The sequence below is a fragment of the Luteimonas aquatica genome, assembly GCF_022662575.1.
In the GTDB taxonomy this organism is placed as follows: Bacteria; Pseudomonadota; Gammaproteobacteria; order Xanthomonadales; family Xanthomonadaceae; genus Luteimonas; species Luteimonas aquatica.
Genome location: NZ_JALBFU010000001.1, coordinates 232,537 through 258,219 on the forward strand (window position 1 = coordinate 232,537; position 25,683 = coordinate 258,219).

Annotated in this window: 30 protein-coding genes; 18 read left to right on the forward strand and 12 right to left on the reverse strand. The window is 67.7% G+C overall.

Annotated elements, in window-relative coordinates; translation table 11 throughout:
* Positions 1–39: 39 nt before the first annotated feature.
* From MD221_RS01065 to MD221_RS01080, 4 genes are all read left to right on the forward strand, one after another.
* A complete protein-coding gene (locus MD221_RS01065) occupies positions 40–495 on the forward strand; it encodes a hypothetical protein (protein ID WP_242107149.1) in 456 nt (151 codons plus the stop codon).
* Between the two features lie 53 nt (positions 496–548).
* Entirely contained in the window at positions 549–1,100 is a 552-nt protein-coding gene (locus MD221_RS01070) for a YdeI/OmpD-associated family protein (protein WP_242107151.1), read from the forward strand.
* Between the two features lie 62 nt (positions 1,101–1,162).
* Complete coding sequence (locus tag MD221_RS01075; RefSeq protein ID WP_242107153.1) at positions 1,163–1,645, forward strand: hypothetical protein; 483 nt, start codon at positions 1,163–1,165, stop codon at positions 1,643–1,645.
* A gap of 130 nt (positions 1,646–1,775) precedes the next feature.
* The gene (locus MD221_RS01080) at positions 1,776–2,702 is read left to right on the forward strand and encodes a restriction endonuclease (protein ID WP_242107155.1); all 927 of its coding nucleotides are present in this window, start codon (positions 1,776–1,778) and stop codon (positions 2,700–2,702) included.
* Positions 2,703–2,733: 31 nt separating this feature from the next.
* Here MD221_RS01080 and MD221_RS01085 read toward each other — a convergent pair whose 3' ends face one another.
* Positions 2,734–3,531, reverse strand: coding sequence for a DUF3108 domain-containing protein (locus MD221_RS01085; protein WP_242107157.1), 798 nt, complete (start codon positions 3,529–3,531; stop codon positions 2,734–2,736).
* Positions 3,532–3,704: 173 nt separating this feature from the next.
* On the opposite strand from MD221_RS01085, the gene MD221_RS01090 reads away from it, so the two are divergent.
* Positions 3,705–4,334 carry a hypothetical protein gene (locus MD221_RS01090; RefSeq protein WP_242107158.1) on the forward strand — a complete coding sequence of 210 codons (630 nt, stop codon included), beginning with the start codon at positions 3,705–3,707 and terminating at the stop codon, positions 4,332–4,334.
* Between the two features lie 33 nt (positions 4,335–4,367).
* Here MD221_RS01090 and MD221_RS01095 read toward each other — a convergent pair whose 3' ends face one another.
* Both MD221_RS01095 and MD221_RS01100 read right to left on the reverse strand, forming a co-directional pair.
* Positions 4,368–4,862 (reverse strand): YaiI/YqxD family protein, encoded by a 495-nt coding sequence (locus MD221_RS01095; RefSeq protein ID WP_242107159.1) that lies wholly within the window; start codon positions 4,860–4,862, stop codon positions 4,368–4,370.
* 30 nt (positions 4,863–4,892) lie between these two features.
* Positions 4,893–5,036, reverse strand: coding sequence for a hypothetical protein (locus MD221_RS01100; RefSeq protein ID WP_242107160.1), 144 nt, complete (start codon positions 5,034–5,036; stop codon positions 4,893–4,895).
* Between the two features lie 158 nt (positions 5,037–5,194).
* Between MD221_RS01100 and MD221_RS01105 the strand changes: the two genes are divergently transcribed.
* Positions 5,195–5,440 (forward strand): hypothetical protein, encoded by a 246-nt coding sequence (locus tag MD221_RS01105; RefSeq protein ID WP_242107161.1) that lies wholly within the window; start codon positions 5,195–5,197, stop codon positions 5,438–5,440.
* A 213-nt stretch (positions 5,441–5,653) separates the two neighbouring features.
* Positions 5,654–6,838, forward strand: coding sequence for a glycoside hydrolase family 18 protein (locus MD221_RS01110; protein ID WP_242107162.1), 1,185 nt, complete (start codon positions 5,654–5,656; stop codon positions 6,836–6,838).
* 41 nt (positions 6,839–6,879) lie between these two features.
* On the opposite strand, the gene MD221_RS01115 is transcribed toward MD221_RS01110, so the two are convergent.
* Complete coding sequence (locus MD221_RS01115; protein ID WP_242107163.1) at positions 6,880–7,254, reverse strand: hypothetical protein; 375 nt, start codon at positions 7,252–7,254, stop codon at positions 6,880–6,882.
* 336 nt (positions 7,255–7,590) lie between these two features.
* On the opposite strand from MD221_RS01115, the gene MD221_RS01120 reads away from it, so the two are divergent.
* From MD221_RS01120 to MD221_RS01150, 7 genes are all read left to right on the forward strand, one after another.
* Positions 7,591–8,607 carry a GGDEF domain-containing protein gene (locus MD221_RS01120; RefSeq protein WP_242107164.1) on the forward strand — a complete coding sequence of 339 codons (1,017 nt, stop codon included), beginning with the start codon at positions 7,591–7,593 and terminating at the stop codon, positions 8,605–8,607.
* 474 nt (positions 8,608–9,081) lie between these two features.
* Complete coding sequence (locus MD221_RS01125) at positions 9,082–10,128, forward strand: aldo/keto reductase (RefSeq protein ID WP_242107166.1); 1,047 nt, start codon at positions 9,082–9,084, stop codon at positions 10,126–10,128.
* Positions 10,125–11,000 (forward strand): amidohydrolase family protein, encoded by an 876-nt coding sequence (locus MD221_RS01130; protein ID WP_242107168.1) that lies wholly within the window; start codon positions 10,125–10,127, stop codon positions 10,998–11,000. Before MD221_RS01125 ends, MD221_RS01130 begins: the two co-directional genes overlap by 4 nt.
* Positions 10,997–11,770 (forward strand): SDR family oxidoreductase, encoded by a 774-nt coding sequence (locus MD221_RS01135; RefSeq protein ID WP_242107170.1) that lies wholly within the window; start codon positions 10,997–10,999, stop codon positions 11,768–11,770. Before MD221_RS01130 ends, MD221_RS01135 begins: the two co-directional genes overlap by 4 nt.
* A 17-nt stretch (positions 11,771–11,787) precedes the next feature.
* Positions 11,788–12,651, forward strand: coding sequence for a fumarylacetoacetate hydrolase family protein (locus MD221_RS01140; RefSeq protein WP_242107172.1), 864 nt, complete (start codon positions 11,788–11,790; stop codon positions 12,649–12,651).
* 46 nt (positions 12,652–12,697) lie between these two features.
* The gene (locus MD221_RS01145; RefSeq protein ID WP_242107174.1) at positions 12,698–14,038 is read left to right on the forward strand and encodes an L-fuconate dehydratase; all 1,341 of its coding nucleotides are present in this window, start codon (positions 12,698–12,700) and stop codon (positions 14,036–14,038) included.
* 21 nt (positions 14,039–14,059) lie between these two features.
* Positions 14,060–15,199, forward strand: a complete 1,140-nt coding sequence (locus MD221_RS01150; protein WP_242107176.1) for an L-lactate dehydrogenase — start codon at positions 14,060–14,062, stop codon at positions 15,197–15,199.
* A gap of 59 nt (positions 15,200–15,258) precedes the next feature.
* On the opposite strand, the gene MD221_RS01155 is transcribed toward MD221_RS01150, so the two are convergent.
* The 3 genes from MD221_RS01155 to fucP form a co-directional block, all read right to left on the reverse strand.
* Positions 15,259–16,623, reverse strand: a complete 1,365-nt coding sequence (locus tag MD221_RS01155; RefSeq protein ID WP_242107178.1) for an alpha-L-fucosidase — start codon at positions 16,621–16,623, stop codon at positions 15,259–15,261.
* An 84-nt stretch (positions 16,624–16,707) separates the two neighbouring features.
* Positions 16,708–17,082 (reverse strand): L-rhamnose mutarotase, encoded by a 375-nt coding sequence (locus MD221_RS01160; protein WP_242107180.1) that lies wholly within the window; start codon positions 17,080–17,082, stop codon positions 16,708–16,710.
* 7 nt (positions 17,083–17,089) lie between these two features.
* Positions 17,090–18,397, reverse strand: coding sequence for an L-fucose:H+ symporter permease (gene fucP / locus MD221_RS01165; protein ID WP_242107182.1), 1,308 nt, complete (start codon positions 18,395–18,397; stop codon positions 17,090–17,092).
* Positions 18,398–18,582: 185 nt separating this feature from the next.
* Between fucP and MD221_RS01170 the strand changes: the two genes are divergently transcribed.
* Positions 18,583–19,356, forward strand: coding sequence for an IclR family transcriptional regulator (locus MD221_RS01170; protein WP_242107183.1), 774 nt, complete (start codon positions 18,583–18,585; stop codon positions 19,354–19,356).
* A 186-nt stretch (positions 19,357–19,542) separates the two neighbouring features.
* Here MD221_RS01170 and MD221_RS01175 read toward each other — a convergent pair whose 3' ends face one another.
* On the reverse strand, positions 19,543–21,018 hold the full coding sequence (locus MD221_RS01175) for a helix-turn-helix transcriptional regulator (RefSeq protein WP_242107185.1): 1,476 nt from the start codon (positions 21,016–21,018) through the stop codon (positions 19,543–19,545).
* 380 nt (positions 21,019–21,398) lie between these two features.
* Here MD221_RS01175 and MD221_RS01180 point away from each other — a divergent pair, with 380 nt between their 5' ends.
* On the forward strand, positions 21,399–21,596 hold the full coding sequence (locus MD221_RS01180) for a CsbD family protein (protein ID WP_242107187.1): 198 nt from the start codon (positions 21,399–21,401) through the stop codon (positions 21,594–21,596).
* A gap of 81 nt (positions 21,597–21,677) precedes the next feature.
* Here the strand turns inward: MD221_RS01180 and MD221_RS01185 are convergent, their stop codons facing one another.
* Complete coding sequence (locus tag MD221_RS01185; RefSeq protein ID WP_242107189.1) at positions 21,678–22,121, reverse strand: hypothetical protein; 444 nt, start codon at positions 22,119–22,121, stop codon at positions 21,678–21,680.
* A 112-nt stretch (positions 22,122–22,233) separates the two neighbouring features.
* Positions 22,234–22,431, reverse strand: a complete 198-nt coding sequence (locus tag MD221_RS17585) for a hypothetical protein (RefSeq protein WP_425602219.1) — start codon at positions 22,429–22,431, stop codon at positions 22,234–22,236.
* On the opposite strand from MD221_RS17585, the gene MD221_RS17590 reads away from it, so the two are divergent.
* Complete coding sequence (locus MD221_RS17590; RefSeq protein WP_425602181.1) at positions 22,336–22,602, forward strand: DUF1328 family protein; 267 nt, start codon at positions 22,336–22,338, stop codon at positions 22,600–22,602. The genes MD221_RS17585 and MD221_RS17590 overlap by 96 nt on opposite strands.
* A 436-nt stretch (positions 22,603–23,038) precedes the next feature.
* Here the strand turns inward: MD221_RS17590 and MD221_RS01195 are convergent, their stop codons facing one another.
* Positions 23,039–23,449, reverse strand: a complete 411-nt coding sequence (locus MD221_RS01195; RefSeq protein ID WP_242107191.1) for a VOC family protein — start codon at positions 23,447–23,449, stop codon at positions 23,039–23,041.
* Positions 23,450–23,477: 28 nt separating this feature from the next.
* Positions 23,478–23,921 carry a helix-turn-helix transcriptional regulator gene (locus tag MD221_RS01200; protein WP_242107193.1) on the reverse strand — a complete coding sequence of 148 codons (444 nt, stop codon included), beginning with the start codon at positions 23,919–23,921 and terminating at the stop codon, positions 23,478–23,480.
* 660 nt (positions 23,922–24,581) lie between these two features.
* On the opposite strand from MD221_RS01200, the gene MD221_RS01205 reads away from it, so the two are divergent.
* Entirely contained in the window at positions 24,582–25,679 is a 1,098-nt protein-coding gene (locus MD221_RS01205) for a S1 family peptidase (RefSeq protein WP_242107195.1), read from the forward strand.
* Positions 25,680–25,683 lie beyond the last annotated feature (4 nt).

Consider the following 25,683-nt stretch of genomic DNA (forward strand, 5'->3'; position numbering starts at 1 on the left):
CGGGACTAGCATCGGGTCATCCCTCAGCGAGGGCATGCCATGAAGCCAGCCACCGTTCGAGCCAGGGTACGGGCCTTCTTCAAGCGCTACGCGGCGACCTATGCCCGTGCGCTCGCCGACAAGCCGGGGGTGGACAAGGCGGTCTCGGCGGCATTCGCCGATTATTTCGTGGCGTCGAGTCCCGCGGGCGTGCAGGGCGGCAGGAACGGGCTGGTGTTCCGCTTCATGGCCAGGCGCGGCTACGCGCGCTATCGCAGGATCGGCGTGCAGTCGATGGACGTGGCGCGGCTGGAGGTGACGCCATTGCGTGACGGACGGCACGCGATGGCGCAGGTGACGTGGGATTCGCGGACTCGGCGCAGCAGCGACGGCCGCCTGGTGCGCATCGTGTTCGAGCACACCTATTTCCTGACGCTGGCGGGCGGCAAGCCGCGCATCTTCGCCTACGTCTCGACGGACGAGGAGGCCATCCTCGAGCGCCATGGCCTGATCTGAAGATCGCCGCGCGGCCCGTACCGCGGGCCGTCGGTATTTGCTACCGTGCCGCCATGTCCAAGGCTCCCGCGAAAATCAGGTTCTCGACGAAACTGCTGCGGCCATCGAGCCCGAAGACGGCCTCCTGGAGCTTCCTGGTGCTGCCCGAAAGCGCCAGCGCCAAGCTGCCGACGCGCAACATGGCGACAGTGGACGGCAGCCTCAACGGCCATCCCTTCCAGGCCACGCTCGCGCCGGACGGCCAGGGCAGCCACTGGCTCAAGATCGAAAAGGCGCTGCGCGAGGCGGCCGGGGTCGAAGTCGGGGAAACGGTCAGGCTGGAGATCGCGCCCGCGGATCAGGAGGCGGAAATTCCGCTGCCCGACGACCTGAAGAAGGCCCTGGCCGCCGAGCCCGCGGCGCAGGCGCTCTGGCGCGAGATCACCACGGTCGCGCGCAGGGACTGGATCCAGTGGGTCACATCCGCGAAGAAGGCGGAAACGCGCGAGCGCCGCGTCGCCGGCGCCTGCGACATGCTGGCGTCGGGCAAGCGCCGCGTGTGCTGCTTCGATCGCTCGGGAAAGTACAGCAACGCGATGTGCGCCCCCGAGCCCATGGAAGAGTAGGGAAGCGATCCGCGCATGCCGCGATGGCTGCGCGGGCCCGTATCGATACATCCGGAGGAACGATGAAAAAGCTGCTTGGAATGCTCTTGGTCGCCGCATCGGTTTGCGGCGCGCCCGCGATGGCTGCGGCGGGCGATGCCTCGCCGCTAGCCGGCACCTGGGCCGTCGACCTCGCGCGCCTGCCGATGCCGCCGCAGGCGCGGCCGAAGAGCGTCAAGATCCGCTTCGCCGATGCGGGCAAGGGGCAGTGGTCGACGCAGGTGGACATCGTCTACGCCGACGGCGAGGAAAGCCACGCCACGGGGACGGCGCCGCTGGACGGCCCGGCCACGCCGGTGAAGGGCAGCGCGGAGGCGGATCTCGCCGCGGTGCGCATGCCCACGCCCGACGTGCTGGTGATGACGCTCGGCAAGGGCGGCCAGCCCGCCTCCACGCGCATCTACGCGGTCGCGCGCGACGGCAAGACCATGGTGGAGACGGCCACGTATTTCGGCGGCGACGGCCAGCCGGTGATGCGGACGAACTACTTCACGCGGGAGCGGTGATTCCGAAAAGGGCATGCCCGCATTCACGCTGTGGGTGCGGAACAAGCCGGCTTCGCCGCATTTCATTTTCGGGCGAGCGGGTGCACAGTAGTCCGGTCGGTGCGCCGCGACTGGCGCCTTGGGGGCTGACATGGACAAGCATGGCCTGAAGCAGGTCAGGAATCGGCGGAACGATGCGCTGACGCGCGTGCGCTGGGATCGCCTCGAGGCGCTGTTGGCCGACTACTACACGGCGCAGGGCTATCGCGTGGAGCATGTCGGCACCGGCGGCACGGGGCGGCGGTTCGATGGCGGCATCGACCTGAAACTGCGCAAGGACGAGGAATACATCCTGGTCCAGTGCAAGGGGTGGAACGCCTATCAGGTGCCCCACAACGAGGTGCACCAGTTGATCGGGCTGATGGTCAACGAAAGCGCCACGGGCGCGATTCTGGTGACGGCGGGCGAGTTCACCCGCGCCGCCGTCGAGGCGGCGGCACGCGGGGGGCATGTGCAGCTGGTGGATGGCGACGATTTGCGGGGCATGCTGGGGCCGCTGCCGGAAGAACAGGACACGGCCGCGTTCTCGCGAGGGGGCGATGAAGGCGGGCCGGTAGCGGGGCGAATGCATACCGTGGCGGCGATGGCCGGCGACCGCTTGTTGTCTGCCGTCGAGGATCGCATCCGATACGGCCCCGGCTCTGGCCCCCGCTCTGGCCCCGGCAAGCGGGCAGGCGTCGGCCGCGTCGTCGCATTCGGGATCGGGGCCAAGGTGATCATCCTGTCCCTGACGTTTCTGCTGATGGTGTTCGTGATCTACCTTGCCGCCAGGGTCTTTTTCGGCGTGACGGCATCCCGCGCGCCAGCCGAGATAGCCATCCCCGTGCAACAGACGGGACCGGCCAAGCCGATCGCCCCGGCGACCGCCGCCCTGCCGCCGGTCGATGCCGAACCGGCCGTCGCGCCGACGTCGCAGGATCCGCTCCGGCGCGAACCGACCTCCGCCGAAATCCGACGGTCCAGGCACGACGCCGACGAGGCAATGAAAGTGATCGAGGACAGCACTCCGGAAATGTAGGCGGGAGTCGTCGCCCAACTGCTGGCAGCGGTTATTGTCCGGCCGGCGCGCCGGTCTGCTGCGATGGCGCGAGCGGGAATTCCACGACGGCGGGCACGCTCAGCAGCACCTTCGAGCGATAGCTGCCGTTGAAGACGTCCTCTTCCTTCACCACCACGCGGCGGGCCTTGTCGATCCAGAAGCGCTGGTAGTTGCCGTGCCCGGGCTTGCCGCTCTCGGTTTCCACCAGCCAGCAGTCGTATGCCGTGCCGTCGCCGCCGCGCAGCGTGCGCTCGCCGACCACCGTGTAATCGACATCCATCGGCGCGTCCATGCCGACGTCGAACAGGCGGATGCGCAGCGTGCCGCCCTTTTCATAGGGGAGCAGCGGCAGCAGGACGAGGTCGGAGTGCCAGTTGAGCCACCAGCCGTCCTTCATCGCCGCGAAGCCGGCTTGCATGTTCCGGCGCGCCTCGTCGGGCAGGTCGCCCTCGATGCTGCCGCGGCCTTGCGCGGGCGCGACCGTCGAGCTGTAGCGCCCGGTCGGGCGGTTCCAGGCCGAGGTCTGCGACAGTACCGCCGCGTCGCGCGCGGCGTGGACGGTGCGGGCGGTATGGACCTGGCCGGTCTCGTCCTCCCAGTCCTGCTCGATCACCCAGGCATCGGTGCCGTCGACGCGCTCGCGTTCGACCCGTGTGCTGGCCAGCATGGTGCGCTTGATGCCGGTGTCCGGCGCGCCGTGCATGTACACCAGATAGGTGAAGTTCGCGGGGCGCAGGCGATCCAGGTGCAGGTCCGATGCGGCGACCCGGGCCGGTTCCGCGGCGTCGGCCGCGCTAACGGCGGTCATCAGGACCGGGAATAGAAGCTGAGCGAAACGAAAGGGGCGCATGGTTCGGGTTCCTGACAGTCTTCATTGATATTCGGCCGGGGCGGGCCAATGGCCAACGAGTGCAGGAAGTCATGCGATAACGGGCGTGGAGGATCTGCCCGCTTTCCGATTCGACTGCGTTGCATCGCAGCATGATCGCCGATACGGGAATGGGCGTCTGCGGCGTCCTGACTTATAGGGGGCGCGTCGGTAGGGACCGGCGGAGTTTTTCAACGACAGGACAACAGGGGGAAAACGTCATGCGCAAGGCGAAGCGGGCTCTGGCGGCGATGGTCATGACATTGGCGGTTTTCGAGGCGTCGGCATCAGGCTATGAAATGTGGAACGGTGGTGCCTGGGTCAGAAACGGAACGTTCCTGCTTTCCGGTCCTACCGTTCTCGTGGTGTCCAATATCCAGATTCCGTGCAATGCGGATTTCGTGGTGCAGATTTCGAACGGTGTGGCCACCGTCATCGGGGCCGATTTTTCCGGAACGATGGCTTGCGTCAACATAGACGCATCGACGCCATGGAGCATTTCGCCGCCGGTGGCGGCTGGAATCAATGTGAATCTGACGATCACGACCTATTTATCGGCCATGGGAAATTCCTGCCATCTCCCAGTATCGGGTACTCTGACTTACGCCAATCCGAATCCCATGTCGTCTCCAAACGAGTTGGCCTTCAGCGGTCAGTACTTTCAGTGCAAATTTTCCACCGATAGCGGAACATGGCCCTATAAGCTTTCTACGATGTCACGGATTCGTGCCTACTTTCCCTGAGAGATCCGTATTCCCGGTCATGGGCATGCGAGATCAATCGGACTTGCGGGGCAGTGGGGCCGATCCGCGCGTCGCCAGCCAGCGGTCCAGCTGATTGGCGAAGGCCTGGCGGTCGCGGGCGTGGAAGACCGCGGGGCCGCCGGTCTGCACGCCGGCGCCGCGCAGTTCCTCCATGAAGTTCCGCATCGACAGGCGTTCGGCGATGCTGTCGGCGCTGTAGCGCTCGCCGCGCGGGTTGACGGCCTGCGCGCCGCGTTCGAGCGCGCGCGCGGCCAGCGGGATGTCCTGGGTGACCACCAGGTCGCCGGGCCGGACCCGTTCGACGATGGCGTCGTCGGCGGCATCGAAGCCGCCTTGCACCTGCAGGGCGCGCACATTGGGCAAGGCCGACGTGCGCAGCCACTGGTTGGCCACCAGGGTCACGGCGACCTGCGTCCGTTCGGCGGCGCGGAACAGGATGTCGCGGATCACCGCGGGGCAGGCGTCGGCATCCACCCAGATCTGCGGGTTGCGTGCCGGTTCGGTCATCGTACCGTTTCGGTCATGGTGCCGTTTTGGTCATTTGGCCGTATCGGGTTCCGGCCTGGCGGCCGCTTTCGCCGCTTCGCGCTCGGCGCGCTTCTTCGCGTCCTTCTCGTCCTGTTTCTTCTTCTTGGCGAGTTCGCGCTGGCGTTTTTCGAACGAATAGTTGGGCTTGGGCATGGAGGCGGTCGGGGACTGGGGCGTGCAGTGTACGAGAATGTCCGCGGCGTGGCGGCCGCGGCGGCATTCGGATTCACGATCGCCTTACTCCTTTTTCACGGTCGTCTTCCCGGCCCATGTTCGAATGCGCCGGTCGAATCGACATCGGGAGAACGCGAATGAAGACGTCCATCGCCGCCGCCGTCCTGGCGCTGCTGCTGCCCGGCGCCGCCATGGCGGCCATCGTCCACGTCAGCGGCCACGGCCAGAGCTACGACCCGGGCATCGCGCTGGCGAACGCGCGCGCCGATGCGGCAAGCCAGTGTTCGGCGCAAGGCGGAACGCCCGTGGAGGAGGTCTACAGCCACGTGACGCGGGCCAATCTCTGGCTGGCGGACTCGATCTGGACTTGCGAAGTGCCGTGACCGCACGATCGGCAGGCGGTCGATTCCGCACCCCGAACTAAGGATGCCGCCTGCGCCGTTGCGTCCGGTCGTGACCGATGGCGCGTGCGCAGGAGGCGGACGCGGTTCCCGTACCGCGTTCCTGTACATCCGGCGACCCCCGCATTAGGCTTGCGCGACGGACGTCGGCGACACGCTCGCGACGGCCGATGTCTTCCATTCGCGAGGCGCACGATGTTGCGAGGGTTTGGGGCGTTTCTTCTGGTCGCGGCCACGGCCGCCGTCTTCGGCCCCGCATCGAGCGTGTTCGGTCCCGCGCAGGCCGCCGAGCCGGCGCGGGTGGTGGGCGCCTACTACCCGGGCGGTTCGGTGGACCGCTACCCGGTCGAGCGAATTCCCGCCGACAAGGTCACGCACCTGTTCTACGCCTTCGCGCAGATCCGCGACGGCCGCTGCGTGGCCGGCGAGGCCGCGGACGCGCATTTCGCGGCGCTGGCCAAGCTCAAGCGCGAACATCCGCGCCTGCGCACGCTGATCTCGATCGGCGGCTGGAGCGCGGGCGGGTTTTCGGACGCGGCGCTCACCGCCAAGAGCCGCAAGCGCCTGGTGGCCTCGTGCCTGGCGCTGTTCTTCCAGCGGCACCGCGGCAGTTTCGACGGCATCGACATCGACTGGGAATATCCGGTCTACGGCGGGCCGCCGGAATTGCCCGCGCGCCCGCAGGACCGGAGCAACATGACGGCGCTGGTGCGCGAGTTCCGCCGTGCGCTCGACGCGCTCGGGCGGGAGCGCAAGCAGACCTACCTGGTCACCGCCGCGCTGCCGGCGGGGCGCATGCAGTCGGCCGGCGCCTACGATCCGGCGCGCAGTTTCGAGCTGGATGCGCTGGGCAAGCTGCTCGACTTCATCAACCTGATGACCTACGACATGGGAACGACGTTCTCCCCCGTGGCCAGCTTCAACGCGCCGCTGCGCGCGGTCGAGAGCGATCCGCTCGCCCCGGAACTGCGGCGCTGGAACAATGTCGAGGGCGCCGTGGATTACTACCTGCAGCAGGGCGTCCCGGCGAGCAAGCTGGTGCTCGGCGTGCCGTTCTACGGCCGAGGCTATCGCGTGACTTCCGACGCCGGCGACGGGCTGTACCAGCCCTACAGCGGCACTTTCCCGGCCGGCGACTACCGCGACATCAAGCGCAAGCTGCTCGGAGACCCGCAGTGGCGGCAGCATTGGGACCCGGTGGCGCAGACCCCGTGGCTGTTCCATCCCAAGGAGCGCGCCTTCGTCAGCTACGAGGACCCGAAGTCGATCGCGATCCGCGCCAGGTTCGCGAGGGAGCGCGACCTGCTGGGCGTGTTCACCTGGGAGCTGACCGCCGACGATGAGCAGGGCAGCCTGCTCGAGGCGATGGCGGGGGAGTAGGCCAGGCGGCTGCCGTCCGGGGGCGAATTTCGCCGGCGGACTCAGCCGGCCGTGCCATGCGGCGCGGGCCGCGCATCCTCGGTCCGCTCCCCGCGCCCGGCGAACACGGCCCAGATCACCAGGGCGAACAGGCCGGCATCGACGATGTTGAAGCTGAGGCCCACGACCGAGTAGTAGATGCTGATCTGCGAGGAGGACAGGCCGCCTTCGTTGACCAGGCGCGGCAGCAGGCCGCCGTGCACGATCGCCTGGACCGCGATCAGCAGCACTTCCGCGACGCAGGCGATCAGCAGCAGCCGGCACGCGCGCGGCGCCCGGTCCTGCCAGATCAGCGCGAGCGCCCCGCCGGTGAACAGGACCAGCAGCAACGGCAGGTTGCCGGCGAGAATCGCGAAGATCGGAATCAGTTGTGCCATCGCGGCGCGTTCCTTGGCTGGGTCGCGGGCAATCTACCAGAAAGATTCCCGGCTCCAGCGGCGGCCATCGCCCGCACGACACGCTCGGCCGGCTGCCTGTGCGGTGCCTGCTGCGCTCGCGGGGCAAGCCGCGCGGTCCCGTGGGGCGGGCGGATCCCCGTCCCGCGCTTTCCCCGGGGGCTTCGCGATTCGCCGTCAGCGCGCCTCCGATGTGCGCGCGCTGGCAAGCGCCATCGTGCCGGAGCGGATTGTGTCCCGCATGCGGATTCTGGAAGGATAGAGCGGTCCGCCGTGCGCTCGCGGGGCGCGGAATCGATTCCATTGATGCTTTCTCCAATGCCGACCACATTCGAAGTGCTGGGAAAATTGGCCGATTCGGTGGCGCAGGCGCGCACGCTGGAGGGCCTGGTCCGTCCGCTGCTCGAACTGCTGCAGACCGTCACCGGACTGGAATCGACCTATCTGACCACCGTCGACAGCAGCGCCGGCGTGCAGCACGTGCTGTTCGCCCGCAACAGCCGCGAGCTGCAGATCCCGGAGGGGCTCTCGGTGCCCTGGGAGGGGACGCTGTGCAGGCGCGCGCTGGAGGAGGGCTGCGGCTACACCGACGATGTCGCCGGGCGCTGGGGCGATTCCGAGGCTGCGCGCGCGCTGGGCATCGCCAGCTACGCCAGCACGCCGGTGCGCACCGGCGACGGCGAGCTGTACGGCACGCTGTGCGCGGCCAGCGGCGAGCGCAAGGCGCTGGCCGAGGGCGCGCCGCAGATCCTGCAGATGTTCTCGCAGCTGATCGCCCAGCAGATCGAGCGCGAGCGCCTGGTGCAGGCCCTGCGCATGGCCAACGACGCGCTGGCCGTCACCGCACTCACCGACGCCACCACGCGCCTGCCCAATCGCCGCGCGCTGATGGAGGAAATGCGCACCCGCCAGGCCGCGCATGCGCGCAGCGGCGATGCGCTGGTGGTGGCGTTCATCGATCTGGACGGCTTCAAGGCCATCAACGACCGCCATGGCCACGATGTCGGCGACCGCTTCCTGATCGCCGTGGGCGGGCGCCTGCAGGGCGCGCTGCGCGGCACGGATTTCGCCGCGCGGCTGGGCGGCGACGAATTCGTGGTGCTTTCCAGCGTGCCGCGCGATACCGCCGCGCGGGCGGCGGCATCGCTGAAGACGCGCCTGCAGGCGGCCACGGCCGGCCACTACGCGCTGGATGGGCTGGGCATCGACTACGTCGGCGCCAGCATCGGCATCGCCGTGGCCGTTTCGGGCGAGGACGAGCCGGCGGCGCTGCTGGCGCAGGCCGACGCGGCGATGTATCGGGCCAAGCGCGAGCGGCGCGGCAGCTTGCACTGAGGCGGCTGCCGTCCGCACGGTTGCCCTGACAGGTCGTGCATCCGGACCGTCCGGCTCCTGTGCATGAATGACGCGGCCACGCCGGTTCATCACCGGCGAGGCGTGGCGTCGCGACTTGACAAATTCATATATAACTTTCATATTTGTATATGAAAATTCGTCGATCCAGGCGAATCGACTCTCGCTCGACTTCGCTGGGAGGCGCCGTGCGTAGATCGATCGATTGTGAGAGCAGCGCATCAATCGATGCCGATGACGCGACTGGGCCGCGCCGTCGATCGGAATCGATTCCGAGCCCTGCCGCGCAAACGCGCGGCCTTGATCGCCGTCCGCGCAATGGCGCCCCATGATGCGGGGATGCTGCGCGCGGCGGCTGTCGCGTCGGCGACTCGACGCCGACAGGCAGGCGGAGCCCGTGGCGGTCCGTAACCAGAAGCCGATGCGGCTGCGTTTACGCTGCGGGAGGCAATGACCATGAATGCAGATGCGACACCAAGGCCGTCCGCGGCGGCGCCGGAGATAGCGGGCAGGACGGTCGGGCGGACCGGCTTGCGCCTGTCGCCGCTCGGCTTCGGAGCCGCGCCGATCGGCAATCTGTATGCCGAGGTGGCCGAGGACGAGGCCCTCGCCGCGATCCTGGCGGCCTACGAGGCCGGCGTCCGCTATTTCGACACGGCGCCGTATTACGGCTACGGGCTCAGCGAGCGCCGCCTGGGTGCCGGGCTGCGGCATGTCCCGCGCGAGTCGCTGGCGATCTCCACCAAGGTGGGGCGGCGCGTCCACGATGTTCCCGGCGCCGAGGCCGGGCGCGAGGGTTTCGCGGTCGCCGGGCGCGGCGCCGAGTTCGACTACAGCCGCGACGGCGTGCTGCGCTCGTTCGAAGCGAGCCTGCGCCGGCTCGGCATGGATCGCGTGGACATCCTGCTGCTGCACGACATCGGCCGGCTGACCCATGGCGAGCGTCATCCCGCCATGCTGCGTCAGGCGCTGGACGAGGCCTTGCCGGCGATGGCCGAGCTGAAGGACGCCGGCGCCTGCCGCGCCATCGGCATCGGCGTCAACGAGGAGGACGTGGCCGTCGAGCTGATGCCGCTGTTCCCGCTGGACTGCGTGATGCTGGCCGGGCGCTACACCCTGCTGGAGCAGCAGGCGTCGCTGCGCGCGATGGAGCAGGCGCAGCGCCTTGGCGTGTCGGTGCTGGTCGCCGGTCCCTACAACTCCGGGCTGATGGGCGATGCGCGCGCGCCCGGCGCCACCTACGACTACGCCTCGGTCGACGCGCCCACGCTGGCGCGCGCGCAACGCTTCTACGCGATCTGCGCCGAACACGGGGTGGACGTCGGCGCGGCCGCGCTGCAGTTTCCGCTGGCGCACCCGGCGGTGGCGACGGTGGTGGCCGGCATGCGCGCGGCGCGCGAGGCCTCCAGCGCGGCCATGCGCCTGCGCACCGCGATTCCCGCCGCGCTGTGGCGCGACCTGCGCGAGGCGGGCCTGCTGGCGCCGGGAGTGCCGACGCCTTGAGCATCGTCGATGCCCACCTGCATTTCTGGCGGCTCGCGCGCGGCGACTACGCCTGGCTGACGCCGGAGAACACCGCGCTGTACCGCGATTTCTCGCCGGCGGACATCGCGCCGGCGCTGAAGGCGCACGGCGTGCAGTCGGCGGTCGCCGTGCAGGCGGCGGCCACCGAGGCCGAGACCCGCTTCCTGTTCGAGATCGCGCGCGAGCACCCGGTCGTGGCCGGCGTGGTGGGCTGGACCGATTTCGAGGCGCCGGACGCCGCCGAGCGCATCGCCGCGCTGCACGAGCAGGGGCGTGGGCTGCTGAAGGGATTCCGCCCCATGGTGCAGGACATCGCCGATGCCGACTGGCTGGCGCGGCCTGCGCTCGATCCCGCGTTCGATGCCCTGGTCGCGCTCGACCTGAGCTTCGACGCCCTGGTCAGGCCGGCGCATCTGCCGGCGCTGCTCGCGCGCCTGCGCCGGTCCCCCGAGCTGCGCGTGGTCATCGACCATGGCGGCAAGCCGGATATCGGCGGTTCGGGGTTCGGCGCGTGGGCGGGACAGATCGCGCAGCTGGCGCGGCAGGCCGGGACCGTCTGCAAGCTGTCCGGCCTGCTCACCGAGGCGCAGGAGGACGCGACGCTGGCGGACCTGCAGCCCTATGCCGCGCACCTGTTCGACAGCTTCGGCCCTTGCCGAATGATGTGGGGCAGCGACTGGCCCGTGGTGACGCTGCGCGCCGACTACGCCGTGTGGCTGGCCTCGGCCAAAGCGCTCGTCGGCCGCTACGCGCGCGGCTACGAGGACGAGGTGTTCTCGCAGACGGCGCGGCGCTGTTATCGACTGTGGCAGCGCGCGCTGCCGAAACCAACGCAAGGAACCAACGCATGAGCGCAACTGCTGCAACCACCGCGGGCGCGGGACGGCTGCAAGGCAAGCACTGCCTGATCACCGCCGCCGGCGCGGGCATCGGCCGCGAGAGCGCCCTGGCCTGCGCGCGCGAGGGCGCGCGCGTGCTCGCGACCGACGTCGACGCCCGGGCGCTGCGCGCGCTGGCGTCGGAGCAGGCGGGCATCGAGGTCGAGGCGCTCGACGTCACCGACCCGGCCGCGATCGAGGCCCTGGTCGCCGTGCACGGGCCCTTCGACGTGCTGTTCAACTGCGCCGGCTACGTGCACCAGGGCACCATCCTGGAATGCGACGCGGCCGCGTGGCGGCGCTCGTTCTCGATCAACGTCGACGCCATGTACTTCCTGTGCAAAGCGGTGCTTCCCGGCATGCTGGCTCAGGACGGCGGCAGCATCATCAACATGTCCTCGGTCGCCTCCAGCATCAAGGGCGCGCCCAACCGGTTCGTCTACGGCGCGACCAAGGCCGCGGTGATCGGCCTGACCAAGGCCATCGCCGCCGATTTCGTCGCCAAGGGCGTGCGCTGCAACGCGATCTGCCCGGGAACGGTGAAGACACCGTCGCTGGCCGAGCGCGTGAGCGCGCTGGGCGGCGATCCGCAAACGGTGTGGAAAAGCTTCACCGACCGCCAGCCGATGGGCCGCCTGGGCGATCCGCGCGAGATCGCGGCGCTGGTGGTCTATCTCGCCTCCGACGAATCCTCCTTCACCACCGGCCAGACGCACGTCATCGACGGCGGCTGGTCGATCTGACTTCGGGCAACGACACGATGAAACTGCTGCGTTACGGCGAACCGGGACACGAACGGCCCGGCCTGCTGCACGAGGACGGGACCCTGCGCGACCTGGGCGTGGTGATCGACGACATCGCCGGCGAGCACCTGACCCGCGCGGGCCTGGAACGGCTGCGGCGGCTGGATCCGGCGGCGCTGCCGAAGGTGGCGGGCGAGGTGCGCTACGGCGCCGCGGTCGGCCGGGTCGGCAAGTTCATATGCGTGGGATTGAACTACGCCGACCATGCCGCCGAGTCCGGCATGACGGTGCCGGACATGCCGGTGCTGTTCATGAAGGCCACCACCGCGATCATGGGCCCGGACGACACGGTGGTGATCCCGCGCGGATCGCGCAAGACCGACTGGGAGGTGGAGCTGGGCGTGGTGATCGGCGATCTCGCGCGCGACGTCGCCGAGGACGAGGCGATGGCGCACGTGGCAGGCTACGTGGTGATCAACGACCTGTCCGAACGCGAATTCCAGCTCGAGCACTGCGGCCAGTGGGTGAAGGGCAAGAGTTGCGACACCTTCGGTCCGATCGGGCCATGGCTGGTGACGCGCGACGAGATCCCCGATCCGCAGGCCCTGTCGATCTGGCTGGAGGTCAACGGCCATCGCCACCAGGACGGCAACACGCGCACGATGGTGCACACGGTGGCGCACCTGGTCAGCCACATCAGCCGCTACATGACCCTGATGCCGGGCGACGTGATCAGCACCGGGACGCCGCCGGGCGTGGGGCTGGGCATGGATCCGCCGCAATACCTGAAGCCGGGCGACGTCATCGAGCTCGGGATCGAAGGGCTGGGGCGCCAGCGCCAGCGGGTGGTCGCGCACGAGCGCGACAGGCCCGCGCCTTGAACGCGCCGCGCAAGCGCATGCCGCCGAATACCCCAACAGGAAAGACATGAGCAGGATCATCGCCCTGGAAAGCTACGACGTCCGTTTCCCGACCTCGCGCCACCTCGACGGATCGGACGCGATGAACCCGGACCCGGACTATTCGGCCGCGTACCTGATCCTGCGCACGGACGATGCCTCCGGCCTGGCGGGCTATGGCCTGGTGTTCACCATCGGCCGCGGCAACGACGTGCAGACGGCCGCTGTCTCGGCGCTCTCGCACCTGGTGGTCGGCCGCGACGTGGACGAGGTGCTGGGCGACCTCGGCGCCTTCGCCCGCACCCTGTCCGACGACTCGCAGCTGCGCTGGCTGGGGCCGGAGAAGGGCGTCATGCACATGGCGATCGGCGCGGTGATCAACGCCGTCTGGGACATGGCGGCGCGCCGCGCCGGCAAGCCGCTGTGGCGTTTCATCGCCGACATGTCGCCCGAGCAGCTGGTGGCCACGATCGACTTCCGCTACCTCAGCGACGCCATCACGCCCGACGAGGCGCTGGCCCTGCTGCGCGCGGCCGAGCCGGGCAGGGCGGCGCGCCTGCGCGCGCTGGTCGAGGAGGGCTATCCCGCCTACACCACCTCGCCCGGGTGGCTCGGCTATTCCGACGAGAAGCTCGCGCGACTGGCGCGCGAGGCGGTGGCCGAGGGCTTCCGCACCATCAAGCTCAAGGTCGGCGCGAACCTCGAGGACGACATCCGCCGCTGCCGCCTGGCGCGCGAGGCCATCGGCCCCGACGTCGCCATGGCGGTGGACGCCAACCAGCGCTGGGACGTGGCGCCGGCGATCGAGTGGATGCGGCAACTGGCGCCGTTCGACATCGCCTGGATCGAGGAGCCGACCAGCCCCGACGACGTGCTCGCGCACGCGGCGATCCGCCGCGCCATCGCGCCGGTGCCGGTGTCCACCGGCGAGCACACCCAGAACCGCGTGGTGTTCAAGCAGCTGCTGCAGGCGCAGGCCGTCGACCTGATCCAGATCGACGCCGCGCGCGTGGGCGGCGTCAACGAGAACCTGGCGATCCTGCTGCTGGCCGCCAAGTTCGGCGTGCGCGTGTTCCCGCATGCCGGGGGCGTGGGCCTGTGCGAGCTGGTGCAGCACCTGGCGATGGCCGACTTCATCGCCATCAGCGGCAGCAAGGAGGATCGCGCCATCGAATTCGTCGATCACCTGCACGAGCATTTTGTCGACCCGGTGCGCATCCGCGCCGGCCGCTACCTGGCGCCGGAGCGGGCCGGGTTTTCCGCCGAGATGCATGCGCGCTCGGTGCGCGAGCACCTGTATCCGGACGGGCCGGCGTGGAGCGGGACGGCGGCGCCGCGCGCCGTCGCCGCACGCGCTTCCTCCGCCTGACGACCGCAACGGAGCATCCCCATGGGACGTCCAGTGTCCGACCTGCGCGAAGCCGCCAAGCGGCGCCTGCCGCGGCTGCTGTTCGATTACATCGACGGCGGCTCCTACGACGAGATTACGCTGCGCCGGAACATCGACGACCTGCAGGCGATCGCCCTGCGCCAGCGGGTGATGCGCGACGTGTCCTCGCTGTCGACGGCGACCACGCTGTTCGGGCAATCCCTGTCGATGCCGCTGCTGCTCGGGCCGGTAGGCTTCTCCGGTATGTACGCGCGCCGCGGCGAGGTGCAGGCCGCGCGCGCCGCGCATGCGGCCGGCGTGCCGATGTGCCTGTCGACGCTGAGCATCTGCGGCGTCGAGGAGGTCGCGCGCGCCAGCGGCGCGCCGGTATGGTTCCAGCTCTACATCGTGCGCGACCGCGGCTTCTGCCAGGCGCTGCTGCAGCGCGCGAAGGCGGCGGGAAGCCCGGTGCTGCTGCTGACCGTGGATCTGCCGGTGACGGGGGCGCGCTACCGCGACCTGCGCTCGGGCATGTCCGGTCCGGCGGGGTGGAAGGGCGCGGCGATGCGCGCCTGGCAGGGCGCCACCCATCCCGCATGGCTATGGGACGTGCAATTGCGCGGCCGGCCGCACCGCTTCGGCAACATCCCGCCCGAGGTGATCGGCGCGGGCGGCGTGGGCGCGTTCTCGGCCTGGATCAAGTCGAACCTGGATCCCACCGTCACCTGGCGCGACGTCGCCTGGCTGCGCGAGCGCTGGGACGGGCCGATCGTGATCAAGGGCCTGCTCGATCGCGAGGACGCGCGACTGGCGCTGGAGGCGGGCGCCGACGGCATCGTGGTGTCCAACCACGGCGGCCGCCAGCTCGACGGCGTGCTCTCCAGCGCGGCGGCGCTGCCGGCGATCCTCGAGGAGGTGGGCGGCCGCGTCCCGGTGCTGGTCGACGGCGGCATCCGTTCCGGCCTGGACATCCTGCGCATGCTGGCGCTGGGCGCGCAGGCCTGCCTGGTGGGCAAGGCCTGGGCCTATGCGCTGGGGGCCGGCGGGCAGGCAGGCGTGGCGGAAATGCTGGCCACGCTGCGCGCGGAACTGGAGGCGGCGATGACGCTCACCGGCTGCACCGACCTGCGCGAGGCGGGAAGGCATCTGCTGGCCGGATAGCCTGCAGGTTTTCCCGGCGCGCGGACCGGCGCGCCGGAAATCATGGCGGCATGCGCGGATCAGTCCGAGGCGCCGGCCTTCGGCCGCAGCGCAATGATCCGGTCCCACTGCTCGGGGTCGGCCTTGGGCAATTCCACCACCAGCCCCTCGGGCAGCCGCTTGAGCGCCAGCGCCTTGCCGCTGCCGAACTCGCTGGCCGTGGCAATGCCCTCCAGCGGGGGCAGCAGCAGGTGGTCGTCCTGCCAGTCGAGCACGTGCAGGTAGACCGTGCCGTCCTTGGCCTGCGTGCTCACGCCCCAAGGGCGCGGCGCGATCGGGCCGGCGCGCGTGGCATGGATGGTCGCCCCGTTGGCGTCCATCCAGCGGCCGACCGCCGTCAGGCGCTCGACGAATTCCGGCTGCACCTCGCCCTGCGCGGTCGGGCCGATGTTGAGCAGGAAGTTGGATCCCGCGCCGGCCGCGCGCACCAGCAGCTGTACCAGCTGCTTCGCGCTCTTGTAGTTCCTGTCGTTGGCGTTGTAGCCCCAGGCGCCGCTGATGGTGTCGCACATCTCCAGCGGCAGCGTGCTGACGCCGGCGGTGTTGAAGCCGGCGGTATTGGCCCCGGGAAGGTCCTTCTCGAACATCTGGAAGTCCTCGCCGGGGTAGGGGTGCTTGTGGTGATTGCTGCCGATCAGGGCCTTGGGCTGCAGGCGATGGATCAGGTCGTAGGTGCGGCCCAGGCGCCAGTCGGCGTCGGGCTTGTCCCACATGCCGTCGAACCAGATGCCGCCGATCTCGCCGTAGCGGGTCAGCAGCTCGGACAGCTGCGCATCCATGTAGTCCAGGTAGCGATTGAAGTCGCCGCCCGCCGGTCGTCCGGCGCTGTGGCCGGTGCGTCCGAGCGGCGCGTAATCCGGGTGGTGCCAGTCCAGCTGCGAGTAGTAGAAGAACAGCTTGATGCCCTGGCGGTGCGCCTCGTCGGCAAGCTCCTTGAGCGGGTCGCGCTTGAACGGCGTGGCGTCGGCGATGTTCCAGCGCGACTGCCCGGTCGGCCACATCGCGAAGCCGTCGTGATGCTTGCTGGTGATGGTGATGTACTTCATCCCGGCGCGCTTGGCCAGGCCGACGATGGCCTTGGCGTCGAATTTCCGCGGATCGAACCGGCCGGCGAATTTCTCGTATTCCGCGATCGGGATCTTCTCCTCGTTCATCACCCACTCGCCGCGGCCGGGCACGCTGTACACGCCCCAGTGGATGAACATGCCGAAACGCGCGTCCTGGAACCATTGCGCGGCGTCGGCGGGCGCACGCAGGCGCGCCTGGCCGGCGTCGGATGATGCGGAGTCAGATGATGCGGAATTGGGGGCGGCGGCCTGCGCGTGCCCAGTGACGGGCGCCGCGAGCATGGCAAGCGTGAGCAGGCAAACGTGGATCGCGCGCATGAACGTTGCTCCAGGCAGTGATCGGGAGTCGCGGGCGCGGACGCGCCCATGGGCTTGCGGCCAGGGAGACGGCGAGGGAAGCGCTCAGCGTCCGGCGAGGCCCTCCTGCACGTCGCGGCTGTGCGACAGCGAGAAGATGCGCTGCATGGGTTTCCACTTCTCCCCCGGCGCGGCGCCGGGCAGCGGCTTCTGGAACCGCCACATGAGGTCTTCCCAGGCGCGCACCTGCGGATTGGCGGCATCGGCCGCGGCCTTGGCCGCCGGGTCGAAGTCCTCGCCCACGTCCATGATCAGCAGCAGACGGTCGCCGGCGCGGTAGATTTCCAGCTCCTCGACGCCGGCCGAGAGGATCGACTCGACGATCTCCGGCCAGACGTTGTCGGCCCGGTGCCAGCGTTCGTACTCGGCGATCATCTTCGGATCGTCGTGCAGGTCCAGGGCGTAGCACAGTCGCGGCATGGCGCGGTTACCTCGGTTCGCGGCGCGGCGCATGCGCGGCGCCGACGCGCAGGGCGAAGAACAGGATGACGGCGAAGCAGGCCGCCGGCACCGAGATCGACCAGTGGATGCCCATCAGGTCGGACACGCCGCCCATGGCGATGGTCAGGATGGCCCCGCCGATGATCGCCATCACGATCAGCGAGGAGCCGAGCTTGCGTTCGTCGTCGCCGAGCCCGTCCAGGCCCAGCGCGAAGATGGTGGGGAACATGACCGACATGAACAGGCTGCTGGCGACCAGCGCATACAGGCCGACCATGCCAGGCGCGGCGATGGCGATCAGGCACAGCGCGAAATTGATCGCGGCGAACGCGGCGAGCAGCCGCGCCGGCTTCACGAAGCGCAGCAGCGCCGCGCCGATGAAGCGTCCGGCCATGAACAGCACCAGCGAAGCGGTCAGGTAGCCGGCGGCCACCTTTTCCGTCGTGCCAGGCACGCCGTCCTGGATGTAGCGGATCAGATAGCTCCAGATGCCGACCTGCGCGCCCACGTAGAAGAATTGCGCCACCACCGCCAGCAGGAAACGGCGGTTGCCCAGCAGGTGGCGGAACTGCGCCTTGCTGGACGCGGGTTCGCCGGGTTCGTGCACCGAGACGGTGGGGAAGCGGACGAGGGCGACCAGCAGCGCCCACAGCAGCACCACGCCGCCGATCACCAGGTAAGGCGTCTGCACCGCGGCGGACTCGGTCGCGTAGAACGCCTCCCGGGCCTGCGGCGTCATCGCCGCCAACTGCTCGCGGGTGTATTCCACGCCGGAGAAGATGAAGTGCTGGCCGATGGTGATGCCGGCGATCGAGCCCAGCGGGTTGAAGGCCTGGGCCAGGTTGAGGCGGCGCGCGGCGCCCTCGGCGGGGCCGAGCACGGTCACCAGCGGATTGGCGGTGGTTTCCAGGAACGCCAGCCCGCTGGCGATCACGAACAGGGCCAGCAGGAACAGCCCGTAGGTATGCACGTCGGCGGCCGGGTAGAACAGGAAGGCGCCGGCCGCGTACAGCAGCAGCCCCAGGATCACCGCCGGCTTGTAGCCGTAGCGGCGCATGAACATGCCGGCCGGGATGGCGAACAGGAAATACCCCAGATAGAACGCGCTCTGCACCAGTCCGGCCTGGAAGTCGGAGAGCTCGAAGGCCTTCTTGAACTGCTTGATCAGGATGTCGTTGAGGTTGTTCGCCATGCCCCAGAGAAAGAACAGGCTTACGATCAGCACCAGGGGGACCAAGGCCGTGCGCGCCAGCGAAGGGGTGGCGGGCGAAACGGCGTCGCTGCTGTAGTGCATGCCGTCTGCCCCTCCCAAGGCATGCCGGTCTGCGGCCGATTAGCGGATCGGGATCGAGCTTACTGTGCGCCCGATCTAAATGCAAATATGAAATTTCCATTCAAATATGAACTTGTTTCGCCGGGCCGTGAAGCCGCCGGCAGACCGATGCCGTACGCTAGCCGCCCGAAAAGATCGGATCGCCCATGACGAAAACGCCGCAGAAGTACCGCGCACCCGCGTTGGACAAGGGACTGGACATCCTGGAACTGCTCGCGCGGGCCTCCGGGCCGAAGTCGATGGGCGACATCTCCGAGGGCATCGGCCGCTCGCGCAACGAGATCTTCCGCATGCTGCAGGTGCTGGAAGAGCGCGGTTACCTGACCAAGGCGCCCGGCGAGGCCGGTTACGTCCTGACCAACCGCCTGTTCATGCTCGGCATGCAGCAGCCGCAGGTGCAGAACGTCACCGAGATATCGCTGCCGGTGATGCGCCGGCTGGCCGACGAGATCCGCCAGCCTTGCCATCTGGTGGCGCCGTCCGAGACCGAGATCGTGGTGATCGCGCAGATCGACGTGCCCAGCGACCTGGGCCTGGTGGTGCGTCCCGGCCACAGGCGGCCGCTGACGCATTCGGCCTCGGGCCTGGTGCTGTTCGCCTTCCAGCACGAGGACGTGCAGGCGCAATGGCTGAAGATGCTGGGCCAGGCCGACGCCGCGCACGACCGCGCGGCCTTCCTCGAGGCCGCCCGCGAGGTGCGCAAGCAGGGCTATGCGATGCAGGCCAGCGAGGCGGTGGTCGGCGTGGTGGACCTGACCGCGCCGATCCTCCAACACGGGCATGCCACCTATACCCTGACGGTGCCCTTCATCGAGCGCCGCCCGGTGCAGGTCGACGCGGACACCGCTTTGAAGGCGGTGCGCGCCGCGGCGGACGAGATTTCGCACTCGCTGATGTTCAGCCCGCCCAGGAACCACTGATCGAGCACGCTCGATACGCGTGGGCGGCTCTCCCGTTGTTGCAGGTCTTCAAGGGATTGGTGCCGATGAAATCCCGCAATCTCAGTGATGTCCGCTCCCGCTTTGTCGCGACGACGGGCTTCCAGGCGGCGAGTCGCCGTTTCGGCCGGTGCGGGGGCACGGCGAGTGCACCGAAGCGGCCGGCAGTCATTGCTTCAGGCCGAGTCCTCGCTCCCTGGCCCATATGATCGCAGCGCTTCGGCGGTGGGCGCCGATTTTCGCGTAGATTGCAGACAGGTGGTTACGGATAGTGTTGCGCGACAGGCCGAGCGAGGTCGCGATCTCGGTATCCGCATGGCCGCCCGCCACCAGCGTCAATATCTCGAGCTCGCGCGCCGTAAGCTCGGAAATGCCTGCGCCGCTCGAACGCGTTTCGCTCGATTGCTTGATCTGGGCAAGTTTCTCCATCACCGTCCTGCTGAACCAGGTGGCGTCCTTCATCACGGCTTCCATTGCCGCTGCGATGTCAGCTTCCGTTCGCTTCCGCTCCGTTACGTCCTGCAGAAGCACCAGGGAGCAGATCTTCTCGCCGATAATGATCTGCTCGATCGAAACGAGGCAGTCCAATGACGCGCCGAGCTTGGAATGCAATCGAATCTCGACGTTTCGCGCGCCGGCTTGGGAGGCGATGAGCATGCCGATCCTGGACCTGTCCGCCGCGCCGAAAAGCGACTCAAACGATGTGGCCGGGGCGGCCGACAGTTCGTCGGTGGACAGGCCGGTCATCGCGGTGAACGCATCGTTCACTTCGAGGATGCTGTCGTCGTCGTGGGAAAAAACAAGCATGGGAACCGGTGCCAGCCGGAACGCTTTCGAGAAGCGCTCTTCATTCTCACGCAAGGAGTTCTCAAGCCGTTTGCGCTGATCCAGATCGATGAAAGTGAAGAGCATGCAAGGCTGGTCGTCGACTTCGATGGGCTGTCCGGCGACGATCACGTGCTTCAGAACGCCTGAGCCCACCTTCACCGTCGCCTCCTGCTGCAAGATGGTTGTTCCCTCTTTGAGCGAGGAAATCGCGTCGTCGCGATGCTCTGCATTGTTCAGAACGTCAAGGTCATAAAGATGCCGGCCGAGAATCGAATCAGCCGGGATTCCGGTCATTTCCCGGAAGCCGCGATTCACCTTGATATAGCGCAGGTCCGACAAGGCGCAGATGAGCGCGGGGGCCGGGTTGGCGTCGAATGCCCGCTCGAAGCGCTCGTTGGCGTTGTACTGGTCCGTCAGGTCCTTGATCACGAGCACAAGCGATTCCGTGGCGCCATCCGCGTCGGCGAGCGTGATGCCGCGTACCTGGTGGACCCTCTCGAAGTCCGCATCCGATTTCTTGCGGACATGCACGATCACGTCGTCGATCTGGTCGCCAGAAAGAAGCTTCTCGGCCGGGTACTGTCCGGCCAGCAGTTTGCGGTGGTTGCGGTAGGCGAGCACGAAGTTGCGCCGGTAATCCTTCACCGTCGCCCCCAGATCGGCGCGCTTTCGGACGCCGTGCGAGGCGAGGGCGGAATCATTGGCCCAGGCGATCGATCCGCCGGGGTCGATGACCAGGACGCCATCGCTGAGTCCGGCAATGATCTGTTGGAGATGCCGGCGATCAGGCTCTGGCTTGCTGATCTTTCTTCCCATGGTCTCTCCTGAACGAATGGCGAGCGTCGTGACAAAAATACCAGTACTGCTAGTGCAGGTCGCTCTAGGACGGCACGGGGTGGACTCCTAGAGTTGGGGTGCTTCCGGAAGCATCATCCCCCAACTTGGAGAATCGTGATGACTCATGGTCAAACGCCGCAGCCTGGCAACCCCGACCGCGATCAGCCGCAGGACCCGACGCAACCGCGCCCTTCCCCCGATCAGCCCGGTCGCCGCGAGACGCCCGAAGATCCGAATGCGCCGAAGCGGCGCAACGATGACGAAGAGCGGTAGGCGATCGGGCATCGCCGCAGCCTCTTGGCTGTGAATGCGTCGATTCGGCTTCATCTACAGAATTCTGATCCTACGAGGATAAAGCTATGAACGAAGACAAGATCAAAGGTCAATGGAAGCAGATCGTCGGAAAGGTCAAGGAAAAGTGGGGCAAGCTCACCGATGACGACCTGAAGGTTGCGGAAGGCAACAGCGACTACGTAGCAGGCAAGATCCAGGAGCGCTATGGCATCGCCAAGGACGAGGCGAAAAAGCAGGTCGAGGATTTCAACCGAGATCTTTGAGCGGTCGCTCTTGACGGAACCTGGCGGCACCCGTGCGGGCGACGGCACGGGTGCCGCCATTCGTGGCGGTCCCCATGGCGATCAGGCCAGGCGCCGCCAGACGTCCTGGATGATGGCGAATGCCTGTTTCCATGACAGGGCCGAGCCATTTCGCGTGCGCTCGTAGCGTACCCGGACGCTTGCCCTGATTTCCTCGAGCGGGCGCCCGCCGGAACGCAGGTAGGAGTCGAGCCCGAGCTTGATGGCGGGTTCGTAGTCCTCCTTGCGCAATTCCGCCGCAAGGGGATGTTCTTCGTAGAAGTGGAGCCAATGAAGCAACTCGGCATCGAAGTTCACGTAGGGGCGAATGGGCGATAGCCCGATCGTGATGCCTGTGGTATCGGTCTCGTCGGGTTCGTCGTTCTCCTCCCGCGTCCCGCTCTGGGTCGTTGCTCTTGGCGGTTTGTTGTAAGGGGAGTTGGCTCTGCGAAAAGCCTCGAGCGCGCTGCTCGTTTTTTTGTTCTTTGGTTTTCTATCTTCGCTCATGCGCGGGGCTAGACGGCTTGCTCAAGCATATTGTTCCCGACGGTCTGTTTTGCATCAAGAGGTGGCTCGTGCATAACCACGCATTCGAAGAATAATTTTCCGAAAATCATCATCAGCAGAAAACGGTACGCGGATTATTCGCGTGCTGCGTGCTTTGCCGATCGCGCAATTTGCGTCTGTCGATCATGAAATGGCGTAGCCGTGCTGCGCGGTTGTGTGTGAGACGGCAATCATCGCTGCGGCATTGGGTCTTGCAGGCATTGCCGGCGCGGCCGCGAGCATCGCGCGGATTCTTCTCGTCATCTTCCATGTGCCTGGTCTGCTCTCCTTGTTCGCGGTAGGCGTGCAAGGCAGGCCGATCCGCCAAGCAGGCCATTCCGGGCCTGAAAGCCGGCGACGCCCAGCGCCGCTTGATCGGTGCTGTCGTTTTCGATCGCCTGCCGTCGGCGCGGCTTCGAGAAGTCGGACTATCCGCTCTTGATGTCCACGGCAACTTCAAGAGGCGCGAGGTCGTGCGGAGTCCCGTAGCGGAAAACCCGCGGCCTCCGGCAAGCGGCCGTCATTCGCGGATCTGTGATATTTCGGAAACGACACGCTGGACAAGAACCGAGAGCCTCGCCGGGTTTCTGAGGGCGGTTGGCAAAGGAAACGCATCGCCGAAACGTTCCCGGTGAATCTCCGGTCTCGGTTTGGGGTCGATCTTCCTTCGAGCGTGCGAAGGTGGTTCGCGAACAGCGCACGGGGAGGTGCGCCATATCTCAATCACGCAAGGAAAATCCTGGGCCGGGGGTAAGCGCCATTTACGCGAAAACGGGAAAGCAGCGGCGAAAGATGTGTTGCGCGCTCGCAATCGCGTCCCGATCCGGTGCGCAGGAGCGGCGCACCGGGTTTCGATCGGTCGCAGAACGCCGATGGATTCAGCGCAATTGCTGGATGCGGACCATGTTGCCGGCCGGATCACGGACGGCGCAGTCGCGTTCGCCCCAGTCTTGTTCGACCGGTTCCTGCATGATCTCGGCGCCCTTGTCCTGGAGCCGGGCGAAGATGCCGTCGAGGTCGGTGGTCGCCAGCATGATCGAGGCATACGTCCCCTTGGCCATCATCTCGGCGATCGTGCGGCGCTCGTCCTCGGTGATGCCCGGCGTCGCGGCCGGCGGGTACAGGACGACGGACGTGCCCGGCTGCCCCGGAGGACCGACCGTGATCCAGCGCATCCCCTGATATCCGACGTCCTTGCGGACCTCGAAGCCGAGCAGGTCGCGGTAGAAGCGCAGGGCGGCCTCCGGGTCGTCGTGCGGGAGGAAGCTGGCATGGATGCTGATGTTCATGGCGGTCCTGGTGGTGGGAATCGGGCGTTCATGCTAGCCGCCGCCCGGCCGCCGCCGCTTCTCGATTCCTGATCGGCCTGGTCACCTGCCTGGCCACGCAGGGCGGCATGCCGGCCGCCTGCGCCTGGCGCCGGTAGGCGCTGGGCGGCATCCCCACCAGTTCGGCGAAGCGGGTACTGAAAGTGCCCAGCGACGAGCAGCCGACCGCGAAGCAGACCTCGGTGACGCCGAGTTTCCCGCCGCGCAGCAGCGCCATCGCACGTTCTATGCGGCGCGTCATCAGATAGGAATAGGGCGACTCGCCGTAAGCGAGCTTGAACTGGCGGCTGAGGTGGCCGGCGGACATGTGCGCCCCGCGGGCGAGCGCCTCGACGTCGAGCGGCTGCGCATAGTCGCGGTCGATCCGGTCGCGCACGCGGCGCAGGCGGGCGAGATCGCGCAGGTGGAGCGCGAGGGCGGGGGTGTCGGTCATGGATGCTATCGTGGCATGGTCGCCGCGATTGCGGTACGACCTGCATCAAGTCACGGTGAATCCGTGGGGTGGGGATGCGGCTGCTGCCAGGCAGGCAATGCGGCCGGCGATTGCTTCGTGGGAGAACGAGGGGGGAGTGCGGCACGGAGCGCGGAGGATGCATTCGCGGAACGCATGGGCGATGCCTCAGCGTCTGGCATCGGACGAATGCCGATCCTTCTTACGGATACGGAGGTGGCTTGCCGGGTTCGGCTGCGAGAAAGGATCCCTTTCGCGGCGACGTTCATGCGGGCCGTTACGCGATTCCATGTGCATGCGCCGTGATTTCACGAAGCCGATGCAAAGATAAATAGCATGTCGCGGAATATCTCGAATTAAAGATCGAGGAATGAGACGTCGGTTGAAATAATTCCCGCGTGTCAGGGTGGGGGAAGCCGCGTCGCGCGTCGTTTAAGCATTCGGTGCAAGGTCTCGGGCTTTCGTGCCGCGTCTTGCCCATTGGCGACATCACTTCCCCTTGAGGAGACTCGTGAAATGCATATGTCCCTGTTCAAGTCCCACGGCTCATCCCGTCGCGCCGTACTGGCTCCGATCGTGATGGCGATGGCCGTCGCGGGCGCCGCATCCCCCGCGGCTGCCGGCGACAAAGCCGATCCGGCGTTGAGGAATGCGATTCAGCGCGATCTTGGCCTGTCGACGGGCCAGGTATCGCAGTATCTCAAGACAGAGCGCATCGCCCAGCAACAGCAGGGCGCGCTCGAGAAGCGGCAAGGAAGGAATTTCGCGGGCAGCTGGATCGAGCGCAAGGCCGACGGCAGCTTCAAGCTCGTGGTGGCCACCACCTCGCTCGGCTCGCAGGCGGCGCCCGATGGCGTCGAGTTCCGCCAGGCGAAGCACAGCCTGGCGTCGCTGAAGGCATCGAAGGGCCAGCTGGACGACCGGATCGCCCGCGGCGCCAAGGCGCCCAAGGGCGTGTACGGCTGGTACGTGGACGTTCCCACCAATACCGTGGTGGTCAATGTTGGCGCGGGCCAGGAACAGGCCGGCGTCGACTACATCGCCCGCAGCGGCGCCGACGCCGATACGGTGCGCTTGGAGACCATGAAAGAGGCGCCGGAGCTGCGCATCGCGATACAGGGCGGACGCGGCTACCTCCGCGACCCGGGGGACGGCTATCTGTATGCCTGTTCGGTCGGCTTCCCCGTCACCAAGGGCACCACGAAGGGCTTCGCCACCGCCGGACATTGCGGAACCGCGGGCGAGATCGCCTACAACGAAGTCGCGCAGTGGCAGGTGGGCGTGAAGATCGGCTCGTTCGCCGCTTCCAACTTCCCGGCGCCGGGCGGCTCGGGTCCCGACTATGCCTGGGTCAAGGTCGACAGCACGCATACGCTTTCGCCCTCGGTCTACGGCTACGGCAGCGGCAACGTTACGGTGAAGGGCAGCAGCGAAGCCGCCATCGGCGCCGCGATCTGCCGTTCCGGCCGCACCAGCGGCTGGCATTGCGGCACGATCAGGGCCAAGGACGTCACGGTGAACTACGTGAGCGGCGAAACCATCACGCACCTGACGCAGACCAACGCCTGCTCCGAGGGCGGCGACTCGGGCGGCTCCTTCATCACCACCTCGACGGGCCAGGCCCAGGGCGTTCTGTCCGGCGGCAGCGGCGACTGCAGCGGCAGCACCGGCAACAGCTATTTCCAGCCGCTGAAGCCGATCCTGAGCGCCTACGGCCTCACCCTGCTCACAGGCACCTGATCCG